This window comes from Pseudoalteromonas citrea (genome assembly GCF_000238375.3).
Classification (GTDB): Bacteria; Pseudomonadota; Gammaproteobacteria; order Enterobacterales; family Alteromonadaceae; genus Pseudoalteromonas; species Pseudoalteromonas citrea.
This window is the reverse complement of the sequence record NZ_AHBZ03000012.1, coordinates 622,846-639,692: the sequence shown is the minus strand read 5'-3', so window position 1 is coordinate 639,692 and position 16,847 is coordinate 622,846. Positions and strand designations below refer to the sequence as shown.

Genomic DNA, 16,847 nt, shown 5'->3' with positions numbered 1-16,847 from the left:
CACTTTTTTAGGATTTATTAAGTAATTTAATTAATTCATCTTTGGGCATGGGTTTTGCGTAATAAAACCCTTGTCCAAAATCACAGCCTGCTTGGAGAAGTAATTGATGCTGGGTCGCTGTTTCAATCCCCTCAGCAATGACTTTTAACCCTAGCTGATGTGCCATCATTATCATGGCTTCACATAAAGCTAAATCGTCCGCATTGTTGGCAATGCCATCTACAAAACGTTTATCAATTTTAATGAAGTCTGTATCCATCTGCTTTAGATAGGCTAAAGAGGAGTAACCAGTACCAAAGTCATCAAGTGCTAATGCAAAGCCTTGTTTGGTCAGAGTGGCTAAACGTTGTTGGGTGCGAGGAAGGGCATTCATCATCAAGCCTTCGGTTATTTCTATCACAAATTGCTCTGTTGTTAAGCCTTTACCCGTCAGTTGTTGATGCCAATCGTTGAGTGCGCTGTGTTTCGCTGTAAATTGCACCGGTGATACATTAATACTTAGCTGTAGATGATGATCCAACTGATTCAGTGTGCGCAGCGTATCGCAGGCTGTTGAGAATATAAATTCTCCAATACCGTGTATGAGCTGCGTTTCTTCTGCTAAAGGAATAAACAATGCTGGGCTGACAATTCCCTTTTCCGGATGACGCCACCGGATCAGAGCCTCAGCTTTAACAATTGACTGATCTTTCATGGCAACGATTGGCTGATAATACAGAATAAACTGCTGTTGGGTTAAAGCAACGCGTAAGTCTTTTAGTAGCGCCATACGATGTTCTGCTTGTTCACGCATATGAGCACTGAAAAACGCAAAGCCATTTCGACCATGTTGTTTCGCTTGGTACATCGCTTGATCGGCAGCTTTTAAGAGGAGCTCGCTGGTATCACCATCATTTGGAGTATGAGCAATACCAATACTTGCACTTATATGGCACTGTTCTTGTCCTAGAGAAATACTAGGTTTGAGTAAAGATAGCACTTTATCTGCGAGTTTACTGAGCTGTTTACTGTTATTGCTAGTGGTGACTAACACAAACTCATCACCACCGATCCTAGAGATCAAGCTACACTCTGACTGCAACGAGACTAACCGGCTTGCAACCTCAGTCAGTAACTGATCGCCATAATAATGACCTAATGTATCATTGATGTCTTTGAAGTGATCAAGGTCGAGTAATAAGATCCCAACATTAGTAAACTCATCTTCTAATTGGCACTTTAGATGTCGCTTCAGTTCAATTCGGTTGGCAAGCTCTGTGAGTTGATCAAAGTGTGCTTGATGCCAAATCAATTCATCTTTGCGTTTACGATCAGTTATGTCTGTGAATATAGCGACACGACGATAGGCTTCATTGTGTGCGTTGTAAACACTGTTAATGGTGGCCATTCGGTATATAACTCACCATTTTTTCGGCGGTTTATGATCTCACCTTGCCATCGGCCTTGCTCCGAAAGTTGCTGCCACATTTGCGAGTAAAATTGCTTATTGTGTTTACCGGAGCTTAAAATACTGGTTGTTTTTCCAATGACTTCGTTACGTTTATACCCTGTCACTTCACTAAAAGCGGGATTGGTATCAAGAATAAAGCCATTAGCATCGGTAATGACCATCCCTTCGCTGCTATTTTTGTACACCAGAGCGGCAAGGCTAATAGCTTCTTCATGTTGCTTACGCTGACTAATATCACGAATGATTAGAATTGCTTGTTGATGCTCCGAAATATGATTTATTCGACATTCGTACACATGTTGCGTGTTGTCATTAGCAAGCTGAGAGAATTCCAATTGACTGTATGGTTGCTCTTCTAAAAGTGCGAGCTGCGCAAGAACACGTTTGAAGACATGTGTTGGGAAGATATCTTGAATGGCTTCAGCGCCTTGGAAAAAAGGGCCATGACTCATCAGTATTTCACCAGACTTATTGATGCGCAAATAACTGTCGGGTAAAGCGGTAAGTAGTGCGATGAGTTCAGCATGTTTGTGTGTAAGTGCTTGCTCAGCGTTAAGCCTCGTATTAGCCATTAGCTCAAATTGCTGTGTGATAGCTAAAAACTCAGGACTTGAGTGTTCTTTTCCCCAATTTACGGGTTCTGCATTGGTAAATTGTGCCATGGCATTTTGTAACGATTTAAGTGGCTTGAGTAAAACGCGGTTAAGTTGCCATCGGGCTTGCCAGATTATTATTAAAATCGCCAAAATAAACAAAGAGAGTGTTGTTGCGATTTTACGGTTAGCGGCACTAATTGCTTGTTCAAACGGCAACGAGAAGTGAATATGTAAACTCGTATGGGGTTTATTTGGTTCAAGAGGAAGCTGTAAATATATCCTATTTTGGCCGAACTGATCTTCAGCAACTTGTGCTTTGTGTGACGAACTTGGCCAAGACAGTTTAAGAGGTTGTCCGAGTTGCTCAGGTTTAAACGGGTATTGTGCGATGATATTGTGTTGCTTATCGCTGATCATGACTTCACTGCTAGGTGGCAAAGGCAGCTTTGCAAGCGCATAACTCCACTTTGTAAGGGATTGCGCCACAACAATTGTATGAAGGACCTTTTTGTTATCATTTAATACTGGTATGGCGAAGTTTACTGTTGCTTTATTAATTGAACGATCGTGTTGAAATTGTCCGACACTGAACTGCTTAGTGCGATTCGCTTCTTGGAAGTAAGGCCGGTCGCTTATATCAATGCTCTTTGCTGGGTTTAAAACAGTGCAAAGAACATGACCATCTGGTGAGGCTATACCAATATTTGCAATTCTGGGAGTCAGTGCTTGAGCATAATTTAAAATAGCAGGGCATTTATCTGTATTTACTTTCTTTAGTTCAGGGTGAACTGCTAAACGTGTTAGTAACTCTTTGGTCTCGGTAATATCACTCTGTTGTACCGTTGCAATTTGTTCAGCAAGAAGAAGCGCTTTAAATTCACTTTGTTGCAATATTTCTGAGTGCTCTTCAAGCAATTGCGCCAGAATAACTAACAACCCTGGCACACAAATCATGATTAATAACCGGTAAAATCGGTACGGTATTGATAAATGAGTAATAATCACACCTGTGTGCGTCTTGACTATGGTGCAACATAATACAAAAACCTAAGGCCTGTGAGCAAATAAATACCGCCAAATAATCATAGAATACATTAAATAGACAAGGTGTTAATGCTCGCAAGCACCATAATTTATTATTTATTACGCAGAAGATTTTTGTAATTTTTCTGTTATCTCTCAATAAATATACAGCAACTCCACTTTTTCCCACCGAATTCATAGGCTTTCGTCAAAGCCCCATTTTTTCTAGGTTTTTAGGGGCTTATCAGGGGGGCTTTCACTTGACAAAAACAGCTGTCAAGCCCTAAACTGTACTATCGTGGTAAAAAGTGGTTTTTAGTGGATCGTGTTGGATCTTAGAGCGCAATAGAGGTTCGTGGATAGAGGCGAAGATGTTTAAAGGTGCAAGTTCACTGAGTCTGGATGATAAGGGGCGTTTTGCGGTACCAACAAAATACCGTCAACCACTGCTGTCTGAAGAACAAGGTTCACTTATTTGCACTATTGCCATTAATGAACCCTGCTTGTGGCTTTATCCGATGAGTGAATGGTATGAAATTGAAGCTCGTTTACAAAAGCTCTCCAATATGAACCCAAGAGCAAGACGTTTACAGCGTATGTTATTGGGCCACGCCACTGAATATCAATTAGACAAAAATGGTCGGATCTTACTGGCGCCTGCACTGCGTACTCACGCTGGGTTGAGCAAAAAAATAATGCTAGTAGGTCTACTAAATAAGTTTGAGATTTGGGATGAACAACGATGGCATCAACAGATGCAGCTTGATACTGATATAGAACGCAGTGGTGAGTTTGAGTCGGGTCCTGAACTTGATAATTTTTCGCTGTAAAAACTGAAAGGCAAAATGTGAGCATGACTGCACAATTTCAACATGTATCAGTGTTGATGCAAGAAACACTTGATGCATTAGATATCGATCCAAATGGCACCTATATTGATGGGACGTTTGGACGGGGTGGTCACTCAGGCCAAATACTTGCAAGATTAAGTGAGCAAGGCCGCTTACAAGCCATAGATCAAGATCCCCAAGCCATTGCGGCAGCAGAAAAGTTTGCCAATGATAATCGCTTTGCGATAGCACACACCCGATTTTCAAATATTCATACTGTGGCGCAAGATGCCGATTTGTTGGGTAAGGTCGATGGTATTTTACTCGACATAGGTGTGTCATCACCGCAACTTGATGATGCTGACCGTGGCTTTAGTTTTATGAAAGATGGTCCACTAGATATGAGAATGGATCCGACATCAGGGCGCAGTGCGGCGCAGTGGTTAGCCGAAGCTGAACTTGAAGATATTACCTTTGTTATCAAAAAGTATGGTGAAGAAAAGTTTGGTCGTAGAATCGCACATAAGATTTTAGAAACTCGTGACGAAACGCCTATTCTAACCACCAAACAGCTTGCTGATTTAGTTGATGAAGCGGTTCCTGTTAAAGACAAGCATAAGCACCCAGCAACCCGTACATTTCAAGCTATTCGAATTTACATAAATAGCGAGTTAGAAGAAATACAAACGGCTTTACAAGCATCTCTAGATGTTTTGAAGCCAGGTGGACGACTGGTTGTTATCTCTTTTCACTCGTTGGAAGATCGCATTGTTAAACAATTTATCAAAAAACAAAGTAAAGGGGAGGCACTCCCCCGCGGTTTACCTTTAACTGACGCGCAGCTAAAACAGAATTTAACCTTAAAAGCGATAGGTAAAGCGATTAAGCCGAGCGCTGAAGAGATTAACGAAAATCCAAGATCACGCAGTTCAGTACTTAGGGTGGCGCAAAAGTTGTAATGAACAAAGTTGTAGATAGGCAACCTAAATTGTTTTCAGAGATGTTAGCTGGTTTGTTTGCTAATAAGCTAACACTGCTGTTACTGCTGTTGATTTTTGTCTCCGCGTTAGTCGTGGTACAAGTCACGCATTTTGCACGGCAACAATTAATAGATCAGGATGTCTTACTGCAACAACGCGATGAACTAGACCTACAGTGGCGATATTTATTGGTTGAGGAAGAGTTTTATTCGCAACATGCGCGCATCGAAGAAGTTGCCAAAACCCAACTAAAAATGAAGCGCCCAACCAGCAAAGATGAGCAAGTGGTGGTATTACCATGATGAAACTTAAAAATACCCCAGTTAACTTAATTACTTGGCGGTTTGCACTCGTTTGTGTAGTGCTGGTATTAGTATTTGCTACCTTAATGGCCAGAGCGGCGTATTTACAGGTCATTGAGCCTGATAAGGCTCGTGCTGAAAATGCCAAACGGACCGTTCGCGTGGAAACGCTAACAGTACAGCGCGGTATGATTTTTGACCGTAATGGCAAAGAGTTAGCGGTAAGTGTTCCCGTTGTGAGTGTGTATGCCGATCCTCTGGCATTAGACAAGTCGATCGCTAAAAAAGTACTTCGAGCAGCACGTAAAAATGGCGAAGACCATAAAGCACTCGCGTTAGATGAAGTCACTTTGAACGAGAGAAAAATACAATGGTACGCGCAAGACTTACGCTGGCGAGAGCTTGCGGATGTATTACAAATCGATAATGACAAAGTAGATTCGCGTCTACGAGGGAATACCAGTCGTCGTTTTGTGTATTTAAAGCGGCAAGTAACCCCTGCCGTTGCAAATTACATTCGTCAACTTAAGCTGCCTGGTATTCATTTGCTTGATGAATCAAAACGATTTTACCCCAGTGGTGAAGTTTCTGCGCATGTTTTAGGTTTCACGAATATTGATGGTGTAGGAATTGAAGGCATTGAAAAACTGTTTGAAAATGCTTTAACTGGCGCAGAGGGCCGCCGTACTATTCGTAAAGATGCGCAAGGACGAGAAGTACAAGTTTTATCTGAAGAGCAGCGAGTAGAGCCAGAAAATATTGAACTCAGTATTGATTTACGAATTCAAGCCATCGCGTATAAAGCATTAAAAAGTGCCGTACTCAGTTACAAAGCAACATCTGGTTCTGCGATGGTTGTGGACGTGACCACAGGTGAAGTCTTGGCGATGGTAAATAGCCCGAGCTTTAATCCTAATGACATGCGAGATGCGGCGCCCTATAAACGCAGAAACCGTGCAATTACAGACTTATTCGAACCCGGCTCAACACTTAAACCTTTAGCAGTATTAGCTGGACTGGATTATGGTGCAATTGAAATAGATGACACGGTCAATACTTTCCCTGGCTGGATGCGTTTAGGCGGTAGCTTAGTGAAAGATACCCGTAATCATGGCGAAATGTCTTTGCGAGAAATTCTAAAAGTATCATCCAATATGGGGGTTGCAAAAATAAGTCAAATGCTGCCCAAAGAATATATGGTTGGGCTGTATCAAAAAGTTGGTTTTGGACAGGACACGGGCACGTTGATGGTAGGAGAAAGTAGCGGACTATTTTACCCAAATCGTCGTTGGTCAGATTTTGAGATAGCAACGCTTTCTTACGGGTATGCTGTTTCAGTAAGTACAGCGCAGATTGCGCGTTTGTATGCAACATTTGGTGCTGGCGGCATTTCACGACCCCTTACTATTTTGAAGCAAGAAAAGCCTCAAGAAGGTCAACGTGTGTTTGAAGAAGAGCATGTAAAAGCCGTAGTTGCGATGATGGAATCGGTATTTGAAAAAGGCGGGACTGCGACCAATGTAAAAGTGGATGGTTACCGCGCGGCTGGAAAAACAGGTACATCGAAAAAAGCGGTTGCTGGTGGTTATGGTGATGAATATGTTGGCTATTTTGCCGGTGTTGCACCTGCAAGTGATCCTAGACTTGCTGTGGTTGTTATGGTGAATGAGCCTGGTGATGATATTTATTATGGGGGCCAAACATCAGGCCCCGCTTTTGCAGAAATCATGTCAAACTCATTGCGTATTCTCAATGTTGCACCAGATAAAGATCGAGTAGCACGCGTATCGGAGGATAAGAACGATGCGTGATCTAGCCCAAATACTTATCCCATTAGGCGTTTCATGCCCGACTCTGTTAGTTGAGCATTTACGTATAGACAGTCGAGAAATTCAGCCGGGAGATGCTTTTATTGCGCTGCGAGGTCATATTCAAAATGGTGAGGAATATGTGCATGCAGCATTTGAGCAAGGCGCAAAATGTGTTTTGGTCGACAGAGAAAGTGATGTGTTGCCAGAAGATAGCCGTGTTATTAGAGTAACGGACCTTAAAAAACGCATAGCGCAAATTGCGGCCGACTTTTATGGGCGGCCAAGTGAACAAATGACATTGGTCGGAGTAACAGGCACTAACGGCAAGTCAACCACCACAGCGATGATTGCTAATTTAGCGCAACTATGTGATAGCCCATCCGCGGTGATTGGTACCTTGGGTTATGGACCTGTCGATCAATTAACCCCTTTAGCGAATACCACCCCATCCTCGATTGACTTACAGCGTATTTTGGCCACGTTAAGAGAAACAGCGCAACTCGTTGCAATGGAAGTATCGTCACATGGTTTAGAACAAGATAGAGTGGGTCAGAATCGCTTTGAAGCAGCTGTTTTTACAAATCTTTCGCGTGACCATCTAGATTACCATGGCTCCATGCAAGCGTATGCAAATGCGAAACTTAAGCTTTTCAAGGCGTGTCAGCCAAGAGTGAGTGTGCTGAATATTGATGATGAATATGCACAGCAGTGGTTAGATGCACACACCTTCAATCATTTAGTTATGTATGGTTTGAAGCCAGCAAAGCACAATTTCAGCCAGTATGTTTGGTTTGATGACGTGCAGTGCTCTCAATATGGCATTCGTGCAAAAATTCATACCAGTTGGGGCGATACAGACGTTGAATTGCCATTATTTGGCTTATTTAATTTATATAATTTAGCGGCGTCATTAGCGACCTTATTAACGTTAGGTTATGACCTGAAAGCGCTGTTACGAGCGGTTAGTGCGCTAAAGCCCGTTGCTGGGCGAATGGAGGCGACGTTTACCGTAAACAAACCGACCTGCGTTGTCGATTATGCCCATACACCAGATGCGCTGGAATTAGCGTTAAAAGCCTTGCAACAGCATGTTCCCGGTAATGTGGTTTGTGTCTTTGGATGTGGTGGTGATCGGGATGTTGGCAAACGGGCATTAATGGCACAAGCGGCAGAAAAATATGCCAATAAAGTGATTATCACCAGTGATAACCCACGTAGCGAAGATCCAGACAAAATCATTGCAGATGTTAAGGCTGGGCTCAGTCAACCTCAGTATGCTTACTGCCAATCAGATCGTGCATTAGCAATTAAATATGCGATTGAGCAGTCACCGAGTAATAGCGTTATTCTCATCGCCGGTAAAGGTCATGAAGATTACCAGATCATCGGTCAGCAGCGTATCGCATTTTGCGATAGACAATGGGTTAAAACAATTTTAGAGGGGAAAGGAGCATGATCAAAGTGGATTTCACTTGGCTTGCTGATGTACTAAATACCTCTTTTAATGGGGAAAGTAGACTGATCGGTAATATAAATACCGATACAAGAACAATAACAACAAATGAAGTGTTTCTTGCACTAAAGGGCCCTAATTTTGATGGTCACAAGTTTGTCCAACAAGCACAAGAAAAAGGGGCCATTGCAGCAATTGTTGAGAGCAAAGTTGATTGCGATATTCCGCAATTTGTCGTAGAAGACACACGTTTAGCATTGGGCGCAATCGGTAAAGCGATCATGGCCCAAGTTGCGCCAAAAACTATCGCGATAACAGGCAGTGTTGGCAAAACGACGGTAAAGGAAATGTGCGCAGCAGTGCTTGCTCGCAGAGGTCATGTACTCGCGACTAACGGCAATTTTAACAATGATATTGGTGTCCCTTTAACCTTAATGAGATTAGAAGCGCAGCATGAGTATGCGGTGATTGAATTGGGGGCTAATCATATCGGTGAGATTGCGTATACAGCCGCATTAACACAACCTGATGTTGCTGTGGTATGCAATGTTGCGCCAGCGCATATTGAAGGGTTTGGCTCAATTGAGGGAGTTGGCCAAGCGAAAGGTGAGATCTTTTCTGGATTAAAAGCCAGCGGTGTCGCGGTTATTAACTGCGATAGTGAATTTGCTGGTATGTGGCAAAGTGGGTTGGGTGATAAATCGCAAGTGCGTTTTTCACTGACAGAAAAGTTAGACATTTGGGTTGAGAACGTTGTACTCGATCACATGGCGTACGCCAGTTTTGAATTATGCACTGAAAATGAACGAGTTTCGGTAACATTGCCATTACCAGGTGAGCACAATGTGATGAATACCCTAATTTGCGCTGCATTAACTACGCAATTAGGTGCAAGCTTACAGGACGTCGCCGAAGGTGTATCACAAATGAATGCGCCAAAAGGCCGGGTAAATTTAATTAAGGTACATGACTCATTGACAGTGGTTGATGATACGTACAATGCAAACGTTAGATCAGTGAAGGCAGCAATTGATCTTTTAACGCAGATGCCGGGACACCATATCTTTGCGTTAGGCGATATGGGAGAACTTGGTGAGCAAGCACGAGAATACCATGAAGAAGTTGGAGAGTATGCGCGCGAGAAAGGCATTGACGAGCTATTCACCTTAGGGGTTTTAAGCCGCTATGCCAGTGATGTATTTGAGCAGTCAGGGCAACACTTTTCAACAAGAGAGCATTTATTAGAAGCTGTAAAGTTAAGCCTTTCTAAACAGTTAGGGCATTGTACTGTGGTAGTAAAAGGATCGCGCAGTTCTCGTATGGAATTATTAGTAGCAGATTTAGTCGACAGTGGCCGTGAAACAGGCACTGATGGAGCATCAGTATGTTAGTTTGGTTAGCTGAGTATTTAACCCAATATTATAGTGGTTTTAATGTTTTTTCGTATTTAACCCTACGTGCTATTTTAGGTATTTTAACGGCATTATTTATCTCATTGTATTTTGGGCCTAAGTTAATACGTGCATTGCAACGTATGCAAATAGGACAAACAATACGTGATGATGGTCCTGAATCTCACTTATCTAAGTCGGGCACACCCACCATGGGCGGATTACTCATTTTAGCTGCCATCTTTGTGAGTACGTTGATGTGGGGGGACTTGGACAATAAATATGTGTGGGTTACTCTATTTGTAATTGGTAGTTTAGGTATTGTTGGCTTTGTAGACGATTATCGTAAGGTGATCCGAAAAGACAGTAAGGGCTTGATCGCTCGTTGGAAGTACTTTTGGCAATCTGTAATTGCTATCAGTGTAGCCAGTTTTATGTATTTTACTTCTCACTCTGCGTCAGAAACCGTCTTGGTAGTACCATTTTTAAAAGATGTCATGCCTCAGTTAGGTTTGTTCTATTTAGTGATGAGCTACTTTGTCATTGTGGGTACTTCAAATGCGGTGAATTTAACGGACGGCCTAGACGGCTTAGCCATTGTACCAACCATTTTAGTTGCTGCGGCACTGGCAATTATTGCGTATGTTACTGGTAATGTGAACTTTTCATCTTATCTCCATATTCCTCATATACCTTTGGCATCAGAATTGGTGGTGGTTTGTACCGCAATCGTGGGCGCTGGGTTAGGCTTCTTATGGTTTAATACATATCCTGCTCAAGTATTTATGGGCGATGTAGGTTCGTTGGCCTTGGGTGGTGCGTTAGGGATCATTGCTATTTTAGTCCGCCAAGAACTGGTGTTACTTATCATGGGCGGTGTTTTTGTTATGGAAGCCCTATCGGTTATTTTACAAGTTGGTTCGTATAAATTACGAGGGCAACGCATTTTTAGAATGGCACCGATTCATCACCACTATGAATTAAAGGGTTGGCCAGAGCCAAGAGTGATAGTTAGGTTTTGGATCATTTCTATTATCTTAGTTCTAGCTGGATTAGCGACGTTAAAGATCAGATAAATGCAATATTTAAAAGCGCTTAAAAATAAGAAAATAACAGTGCTCGGGCTCGGTGTAACCGGTCTGGGCATTGTGCGTTTTTTATTGTCGCATCAGATTATACCTAAAGTGGTTGATAGTCGTGCTGTTCCACCCGGCGCAGACTGGTTAGCAGATAATGCCCCGGAATGTGAGGCTGTTTTTGGTCCATTAGCCGAAGCTGGCTTATCTTATGCCGAGATGGTGATCATCAGCCCAGGCATTGCCCTTTATGAAAGTAGTGTTGCACATGCAATTGCTAAAGGGGTAGAAGTCATTGGTGATATTGAACTATTTGCTCGCTTAAATACGACTCCTGTAGTAGCGGTAACTGGGTCAAATGGTAAGTCAACAGTAGTGAGTCTAGCAACCGAGGTATTTAAAGCTGCGGGATTAAAAGTTGGCTTAGGAGGTAACATTGGTACGTCCGTGTTGACACTACTTGATGAGCCGCATGATGTATATGTCTTAGAATTATCAAGCTTTCAACTAGAGACCACAGACAGTTTAGTGTGTCGTTCAGCAATGATCTTGAATGTTACTGAAGATCATATGGATAGATACCCTGACTTTGCAGGGTATTGTGCAGCTAAACAACGGATTTATAAACATGTAGAGCAGTTAGTGTTTAATGCTGATGATGAATACACCTTTTCTGCGAGTAAACAAGGCACAAGTGTGTCAGTTGATTCTGGTGATTATAGAGTCTTGACTGACAATGGTATGGCGTATTTTTCGGCTTATGGTGAAGTATTGTTACCAGTGGACTCATTGGGTGTTGTTGGCCGGCATAATCAGTTTAATGCCTTAGCAGTCATGGCGTTACTGGCACCTTTTAATCTACCTATAGAACACTTTAAGCAAGCATTTAAATCATTTAAAGGGCTTGAACATCGCTGCCAGCTTGTCGCTGAATTTCAAGGCGTGAGGTATTTCAACGATTCTAAAGCAACCAATGTCGGAGCAACGGTTGCCGCATTAGAAAGCCTAGCGTGTGAGCGAGGTAAAATTCTACTTATTTTGGGGGGGGATGCAAAAGGTGCAGATCTACAGCCTTTAGTAACGCCGTTAACACGCTACTGTAAAGCCATCTTTTGTTTCGGCCAAGATGGGAAACAGTTTATGGGGCTCCATGAAAAAGCTTATCTGGTAGAGAGTTTAGACGCAGCGGTTCAACAAGCCGCTGTATTATCATGCAGTGGTGATAGCGTATTGTTGGCCCCGGCGTGTGCAAGTATTGATATGTATGCCAACTATATGGTGCGTGGTGAAGCCTTTTGTAAATTGGTTGCGGAGCTAGAAGGATGACTTCTTTTACGCAACTCATCGAGGCTTTAACGCCTCGCCAATCTGATGCACTATTTGATGTGCCTTTACTTTACAGCATGCTGTGCTTGATTGGCGTTGGCTTTGTTATGGTAACAAGTGCCTCTATGCCGGTTGCAGAACGGCTATTTAATAATCCTTATCATATTAGCATTCGCCATGGCATGTTTTTAGGTATGGGGCTTTTTTTGTTTTGGGCAAGCACCAGCGCGCCAATGGCGTGGTGGAAGCGCTGTAATCCTTATTTATTGTTACTTGGCTTTGGGCTGCTCATTTTAGTGCTGCTGGTTGGCCGTGAAGTTAATGGTTCGAAACGTTGGATCCCTGTCGGTCCTGTTGGCGTGCAAGCGGCTGAGCTAGCCAAGTTATTCTTTTTCAGTTATATCGCTGGTTATTTGGTGCGTAAAAAAGAAGAAGTACAAGAGAACTTGAAAGGCTTTGCTAAACCGATTGCCGTGTTCGCAGTGTATGCTTTTCTTATCTTAATGCAGCCTGATTTAGGCACTGTGGTGGTGATGTTTGTCACGACGGTTGGTCTACTTTTTTTGGCGGGCGCTAAATTATGGCAGTTTTTTGCTTTGATCCTGACGGGGATTTTTTTAGTGGTCTTGCTCATTATTTTTGAGCCATATCGTATGGCGCGAGTAGTGGGCTTTTTAGAGCCGTGGGATGACCCTTTTGGCAAGGGCTACCAATTAGTTCAATCACTTATGGCTTATGGGCAAGGTGGTTGGTTTGGTCAAGGCTTGGGCAATAGTGTACAGAAGTTACAGTACTTACCTGAAGCCCATAACGATTTTATCTTTGCGGTAATAGCTGAAGAGCTCGGTTTTATCGGAGTGGTGAGTATTATTCTGCTATTAGGATGCTTAGTGTTTAGAGCGCTCCTTATTGGTCAAAAAGCGTTGAAGCATGGTAAAGAATACGAAGGTTATTTTGCCCTTGCGATAGGTATATGGTTTGCTTTTCAAACCATGGTAAATATTGGCGCAAGTGCCGGAATACTGCCGACGAAAGGGTTAACATTGCCGTTTGTCTCTTATGGTGGCTCTAGTTTGTTAGTAATGGTTGTCGCTGCAGGTGTGTTACAACGAGTAGATTTTGAAACAAAGATGTCGACTAAACAAGCAACTTCGCGAGGAGGAAAACGATGAGTAAACGTTTATTGGTCGTTGCTGGAGGTACTGGTGGGCATATATTCCCAGGGATCGCTGTTGCGAATGAGCTCAAAGCACAGGGTTGGAGTGTATCTTGGGTAGGAACACCCGATCGTATGGAGTCTGAGGTTGTTCCGAAGCACAATATCGATATTGATTTCATTCATGTTCAAGGTGTACGCGGTAATGGCATAAAAAGGTTAATTACAGCGCCCGTGACAGTGTTAAAAGCCATATTCGCTGCAAGAAACATAATCAAACGCCGTAGGCCAAACGTAATTTTGGCAATGGGCGGTTATGTAACCGGCCCTGTAGGCATTGCAGCTAAGCTATTGTCTGTTCCTTTGGTGATCCACGAGCAAAATGCAGTGGCAGGTTTGAGCAACCGCTTATTGGCGAAAGTTGCCAATGGGGTATTGGGTGCCTTTCCAAGTGCTTTTTCTGATAAGCGCTTTCAGGTTGTTGGTAATCCAGTGCGAGCGTCTGTTTCACAATTGCAGCCTAAGCAGCCAAAACAAACAATAAACTGTTTAGTTGTTGGTGGCTCGCTAGGGGCGAAAGTGTTGAACGACACATTACCTGAGGTGTTCGCTAAGTTACAAAACGACATTGAAGTACCCTTGGCTGTGAGGCATCAAAGCGGCAAAGGTCAAAGTGAACATTTGGATAAGCGTTACCTCGGTACCGGTGTAAAAGCCAATGTTAGCGATTTTATTGATGACATGGATAAAGCATATGCGTGGGCTGACATTGTAATTTGCCGCTCAGGTGCACTTACGGTGAGTGAAATTGCTGCTGCAGGTAAAATGGCGCTATTTGTGCCTTATCCACATGCGGTTGATGACCATCAAACTGCCAATGCTGATTATTTAGTAAAAGATAATGCCGCATTGATCATGCCGCAGTCTCAATTTGAATTAGACGCCATTGTGGCGGTATTAAGGCCCTATATGTTGCAACCTGAGCTTATTACTGAGATAGCGATGAAAGCTAAAAGTTTAGCCAAGTTAGATGCAACACGTTCAGTTGCCCAAATATGTGCACAGTTAAGCCGATAGTGTATTGAATAAAACGATGATGAAAGAGTGTGTAGTGAAAGAATCAAGTAAACGCCGAGCGATGAGAAGAATTAACACCATTCACTTTATTGGTATTGGTGGAGCTGGCATGGGCGGAATTGCGGAAGTACTTGCGTTTGAAGGCTATAGAATTACCGGTTCAGACATTGCCAATAACGCGATGACAGAGCGGCTTATTAAAGCGGGTGCCGAAGTGTTTATTGGTCACCATGAAAGTAATGTAAAAGATGCTGATGTGGTTGTGGTATCAACAGCAATTGATGAAACCAACCCTGAAATTATTGCGGCCAAGGCAGCAAGAACTCCCGTGGTTCGGCGCGCCGAAATGTTGGCTGAACTGATGCGTTTTCGCCATGGTATTGCGGTGGCGGGTACACATGGAAAAACCACGACTACGAGCTTAATTGCCAGTATTTTTGCACAAGCTCAACTAGACCCGACATTTGTGATCGGTGGCTTATTAAATAGTGCAGGCACTAATGCTAAGTTGGGGAAAAGTGATGTATTGATCGCAGAAGCAGATGAAAGTGATGCATCATTCTTACACTTGCAGCCAATGGTGTCAGTTATCACTAACGTTGAAGCAGACCATATGGATACTTACGGTGGTGACTTTGATAAGTTAAAAGACACGTATGTGGAGTTTATCCATAACCTTCCTTTTCATGGTTTAGCTGTCGTGTGCATAGATTCACCAGTCGCTCTGGAATTAATTCCGCGCTTTGCTCGCCCAACGATCACCTATGGTGAGGGGGAAATGGCCGATTACAGAATGGTTAATTTTACCCAGTCGGTTAATAGCAGTAAGTTTTCTGTGGTCACCAAACAGGGTGACTGTATTGAGGTGGAGTTAAATATGCCAGGTAGGCATAACGCACTCAATGCAACTGCTGCAATTGCTGTCGCGAAAGATCATGATATTGAAAACCACTTTATTTTAAAGGCACTCGCTGAATTTGAAGGGATAGGGCGTCGCTTTCAACATTATGGTGAATTTGAAAATGAACGTGGCACGGTGATGTTGGTCGATGATTATGGTCACCATCCATCAGAGGTTCAAGTGACCATTGAGGCTGCGAGAGCGGGTTGGCAAGATAAACGTTTAGTAATGATATATCAGCCGCATAGATTTACTCGCACCCGAGACTTATATGAAGACTTTGTGAAAGTTTTAGCTGAAGTTGATCAGTTAATCTTATTAGATGTATATAGTGCGGGTGAAAATCCAATTATTGGCGCGGATAGCAAAAGCTTGTGTCGTAGCTTACGTCAAAGAGGGGTTGAGCCCATCCATGTTGCAAACCGTGATGAATTATTTGGGATTTTGGCAGATACGTTGGCAGATAATGATTTAGTGATCACCCAAGGTGCAGGCAATATCGGCCAAGTAGTAAAAACTATAGCGGCGACAAATATGTCGATTGGTAAGTTACAGCAAGGTGATGCATGAAGCAGTTTGGTAAGGTTGCCGTTTTGCTAGGGGGAAACTCTGCAGAACGGGAAGTGTCATTAAAATCTGGTGCCGCAGTACTTAAAGGGTTAATTAATGCAGGCGTCGATGCTTTTGCGTTTGATCCAGCTGAACGTAATATTCTTGAGCTTAGCAAACTTGAGGTTGATAGGGTGTTTATCGCACTGCATGGCCGAGGCGGAGAAGATGGAACGATTCAAGGTGCGCTTGAGTTTATGTCATTGCCTTATACTGGTAGCCAGGTTCTAGGCAGTGCATTAGCGATGGATAAAGTTCGTAGTAAGCACTTATTTCGCGCGGCACAACTAAGCACCGCAGCTTATACTGTCGCCAATGCAAAAGAGGGTTTTGATGCAGCAGCTATCATCGCTGATTTTGGTAAGGTTATGGTTAAACCAAGCCATGAAGGCTCAAGTATTGGTATGGCACAGGCAAGTACGGCAGAAGAGTTAACAGAAGCACTTACCGCAGCATTTGCGTTTGATGATGAGGTGTTAATTGAACAGTGGGTCACGGGTCGTGAGTTTACTGTGGCGATGCTAGGTAATGACGCTCTACCCGTTATTGAGATGAAAACGCCCCGTGGTTTTTATGACTACGAAGCGAAATATCAAGTCAATAGCACAGAATATTACTGTCCTGCTGATATCAGTGAGGCACATACTGCGCAGTTACAGATCATGGCAAAGCACGCTTTTGAACTGGTTGGTGCGACTGGTTGGGGCCGAGTTGATGCGATGCAAGATGAGCATGGCCAGTTTTATTTATTGGAAGTAAATACGGTTCCAGGTATGACTGAAAAGTCTTTGGTGCCAATGGCTGCCAAAGCACAAGGTATAAGCTTCGAACAATTAGTGGTTCGCATTTTGGAGCAAACGCTTTAA

The 16,847-nt window shown here is 43.1% G+C and carries 14 protein-coding genes; 12 read left to right on the top strand and 2 right to left on the bottom strand.

Features of this window, described 5'->3' with window-relative positions:
• Positions 1-7 precede the first annotated feature (7 nt).
• Complete coding sequence (locus PCIT_RS23050; protein ID WP_238347990.1) at positions 8-1,387, bottom strand: putative bifunctional diguanylate cyclase/phosphodiesterase; 1,380 nt, start codon at positions 1,385-1,387, stop codon at positions 8-10.
• Positions 1,315-3,000 carry a PAS domain S-box protein gene (locus tag PCIT_RS23045; protein WP_238347989.1) on the bottom strand — a complete coding sequence of 562 codons (1,686 nt, stop codon included), beginning with the start codon at positions 2,998-3,000 and terminating at the stop codon, positions 1,315-1,317. Before PCIT_RS23045 ends, PCIT_RS23050 begins: the two co-directional genes overlap by 73 nt.
• Positions 3,001-3,440: 440 nt before the next feature.
• Between PCIT_RS23045 and mraZ the strand changes: the two genes are divergently transcribed.
• The 12 genes from mraZ to PCIT_RS02835 are packed head-to-tail and all read left to right on the top strand — an operon-like array spanning position 3,441 to position 16,847.
• Positions 3,441-3,899 carry a division/cell wall cluster transcriptional repressor MraZ gene (gene mraZ / locus PCIT_RS02890; RefSeq protein WP_010361398.1) on the top strand — a complete coding sequence of 153 codons (459 nt, stop codon included), beginning with the start codon at positions 3,441-3,443 and terminating at the stop codon, positions 3,897-3,899.
• A gap of 23 nt (positions 3,900-3,922) precedes the next feature.
• Positions 3,923-4,858, top strand: a complete 936-nt coding sequence (gene rsmH, locus PCIT_RS02885) for a 16S rRNA (cytosine(1402)-N(4))-methyltransferase RsmH (protein WP_010361399.1) — start codon at positions 3,923-3,925, stop codon at positions 4,856-4,858.
• Positions 4,858-5,181, top strand: coding sequence for a cell division protein FtsL (ftsL, locus tag PCIT_RS02880; protein ID WP_010361400.1), 324 nt, complete (start codon positions 4,858-4,860; stop codon positions 5,179-5,181). The genes rsmH and ftsL overlap by 1 nt, the downstream gene beginning before the upstream one ends.
• Positions 5,178-6,992: a peptidoglycan glycosyltransferase FtsI gene (locus tag PCIT_RS02875; protein ID WP_010361401.1), complete on the top strand. Its 1,815-nt coding sequence runs from the start codon at positions 5,178-5,180 to the stop codon at positions 6,990-6,992. Before ftsL ends, PCIT_RS02875 begins: the two co-directional genes overlap by 4 nt.
• A complete protein-coding gene (locus tag PCIT_RS02870) occupies positions 6,985-8,448 on the top strand; it encodes a UDP-N-acetylmuramoyl-L-alanyl-D-glutamate--2,6-diaminopimelate ligase (RefSeq protein WP_010361402.1) in 1,464 nt (487 codons plus the stop codon). Before PCIT_RS02875 ends, PCIT_RS02870 begins: the two co-directional genes overlap by 8 nt.
• Positions 8,445-9,836, top strand: a complete 1,392-nt coding sequence (locus tag PCIT_RS02865; protein ID WP_010361403.1) for a UDP-N-acetylmuramoyl-tripeptide--D-alanyl-D-alanine ligase — start codon at positions 8,445-8,447, stop codon at positions 9,834-9,836. The genes PCIT_RS02870 and PCIT_RS02865 overlap by 4 nt, the downstream gene beginning before the upstream one ends.
• On the top strand, positions 9,830-10,912 hold the full coding sequence (mraY, locus tag PCIT_RS02860; RefSeq protein ID WP_010361404.1) for a phospho-N-acetylmuramoyl-pentapeptide-transferase: 1,083 nt from the start codon (positions 9,830-9,832) through the stop codon (positions 10,910-10,912). The genes PCIT_RS02865 and mraY overlap by 7 nt, the downstream gene beginning before the upstream one ends.
• On the top strand, positions 10,913-12,238 hold the full coding sequence (gene murD / locus PCIT_RS02855; RefSeq protein WP_010361405.1) for a UDP-N-acetylmuramoyl-L-alanine--D-glutamate ligase: 1,326 nt from the start codon (positions 10,913-10,915) through the stop codon (positions 12,236-12,238). It begins immediately after the preceding gene.
• Positions 12,235-13,410 carry a cell division protein FtsW gene (gene ftsW / locus PCIT_RS02850; RefSeq protein ID WP_010361406.1) on the top strand — a complete coding sequence of 392 codons (1,176 nt, stop codon included), beginning with the start codon at positions 12,235-12,237 and terminating at the stop codon, positions 13,408-13,410. The genes murD and ftsW overlap by 4 nt, the downstream gene beginning before the upstream one ends.
• Positions 13,407-14,471 (top strand): undecaprenyldiphospho-muramoylpentapeptide beta-N-acetylglucosaminyltransferase, encoded by a 1,065-nt coding sequence (gene murG, locus PCIT_RS02845; RefSeq protein WP_010361407.1) that lies wholly within the window; start codon positions 13,407-13,409, stop codon positions 14,469-14,471. Before ftsW ends, murG begins: the two co-directional genes overlap by 4 nt.
• 19 nt (positions 14,472-14,490) lie before the next feature.
• Positions 14,491-15,942 carry a UDP-N-acetylmuramate--L-alanine ligase gene (gene murC, locus PCIT_RS02840; RefSeq protein ID WP_040698039.1) on the top strand — a complete coding sequence of 484 codons (1,452 nt, stop codon included), beginning with the start codon at positions 14,491-14,493 and terminating at the stop codon, positions 15,940-15,942.
• Entirely contained in the window at positions 15,939-16,847 is a 909-nt protein-coding gene (locus PCIT_RS02835) for a D-alanine--D-alanine ligase (protein ID WP_010361409.1), read from the top strand. The genes murC and PCIT_RS02835 overlap by 4 nt, the downstream gene beginning before the upstream one ends.

Excerpts from the sequence above, each read along its gene's own strand:
- rsmH (WP_010361399.1), top strand. The coding sequence starts at position 3,923 with ATGACTGCACAATTTCAACATGTATCAGTGTTGATGCAAGAAACACTT.
- PCIT_RS23050 (WP_238347990.1), bottom strand. The coding sequence starts at position 1,387 with ATGGCCACCATTAACAGTGTTTACAACGCACACAATGAAGCCTATCGT.
- mraY (WP_010361404.1), top strand. The coding sequence starts at position 9,830 with ATGTTAGTTTGGTTAGCTGAGTATTTAACCCAATATTATAGTGGTTTT.
- murC (WP_040698039.1), top strand. The coding sequence starts at position 14,491 with ATGAAAGAGTGTGTAGTGAAAGAATCAAGTAAACGCCGAGCGATGAGA.
- murG (WP_010361407.1), top strand. The coding sequence starts at position 13,407 with ATGAGTAAACGTTTATTGGTCGTTGCTGGAGGTACTGGTGGGCATATA.
- ftsW (WP_010361406.1), top strand. The coding sequence starts at position 12,235 with ATGACTTCTTTTACGCAACTCATCGAGGCTTTAACGCCTCGCCAATCT.
- PCIT_RS02835 (WP_010361409.1), top strand. The coding sequence starts at position 15,939 with ATGAAGCAGTTTGGTAAGGTTGCCGTTTTGCTAGGGGGAAACTCTGCA.
- PCIT_RS23045 (WP_238347989.1), bottom strand. The coding sequence starts at position 3,000 with ATGATTTGTGTGCCAGGGTTGTTAGTTATTCTGGCGCAATTGCTTGAA.
- PCIT_RS02875 (WP_010361401.1), top strand. The coding sequence starts at position 5,178 with ATGATGAAACTTAAAAATACCCCAGTTAACTTAATTACTTGGCGGTTT.
- PCIT_RS02870 (WP_010361402.1), top strand. The coding sequence starts at position 6,985 with ATGCGTGATCTAGCCCAAATACTTATCCCATTAGGCGTTTCATGCCCG.
- PCIT_RS02865 (WP_010361403.1), top strand. The coding sequence starts at position 8,445 with ATGATCAAAGTGGATTTCACTTGGCTTGCTGATGTACTAAATACCTCT.
- murD (WP_010361405.1), top strand. The coding sequence starts at position 10,913 with ATGCAATATTTAAAAGCGCTTAAAAATAAGAAAATAACAGTGCTCGGG.
- ftsL (WP_010361400.1), top strand. The coding sequence starts at position 4,858 with ATGAACAAAGTTGTAGATAGGCAACCTAAATTGTTTTCAGAGATGTTA.
- mraZ (WP_010361398.1), top strand. The coding sequence starts at position 3,441 with ATGTTTAAAGGTGCAAGTTCACTGAGTCTGGATGATAAGGGGCGTTTT.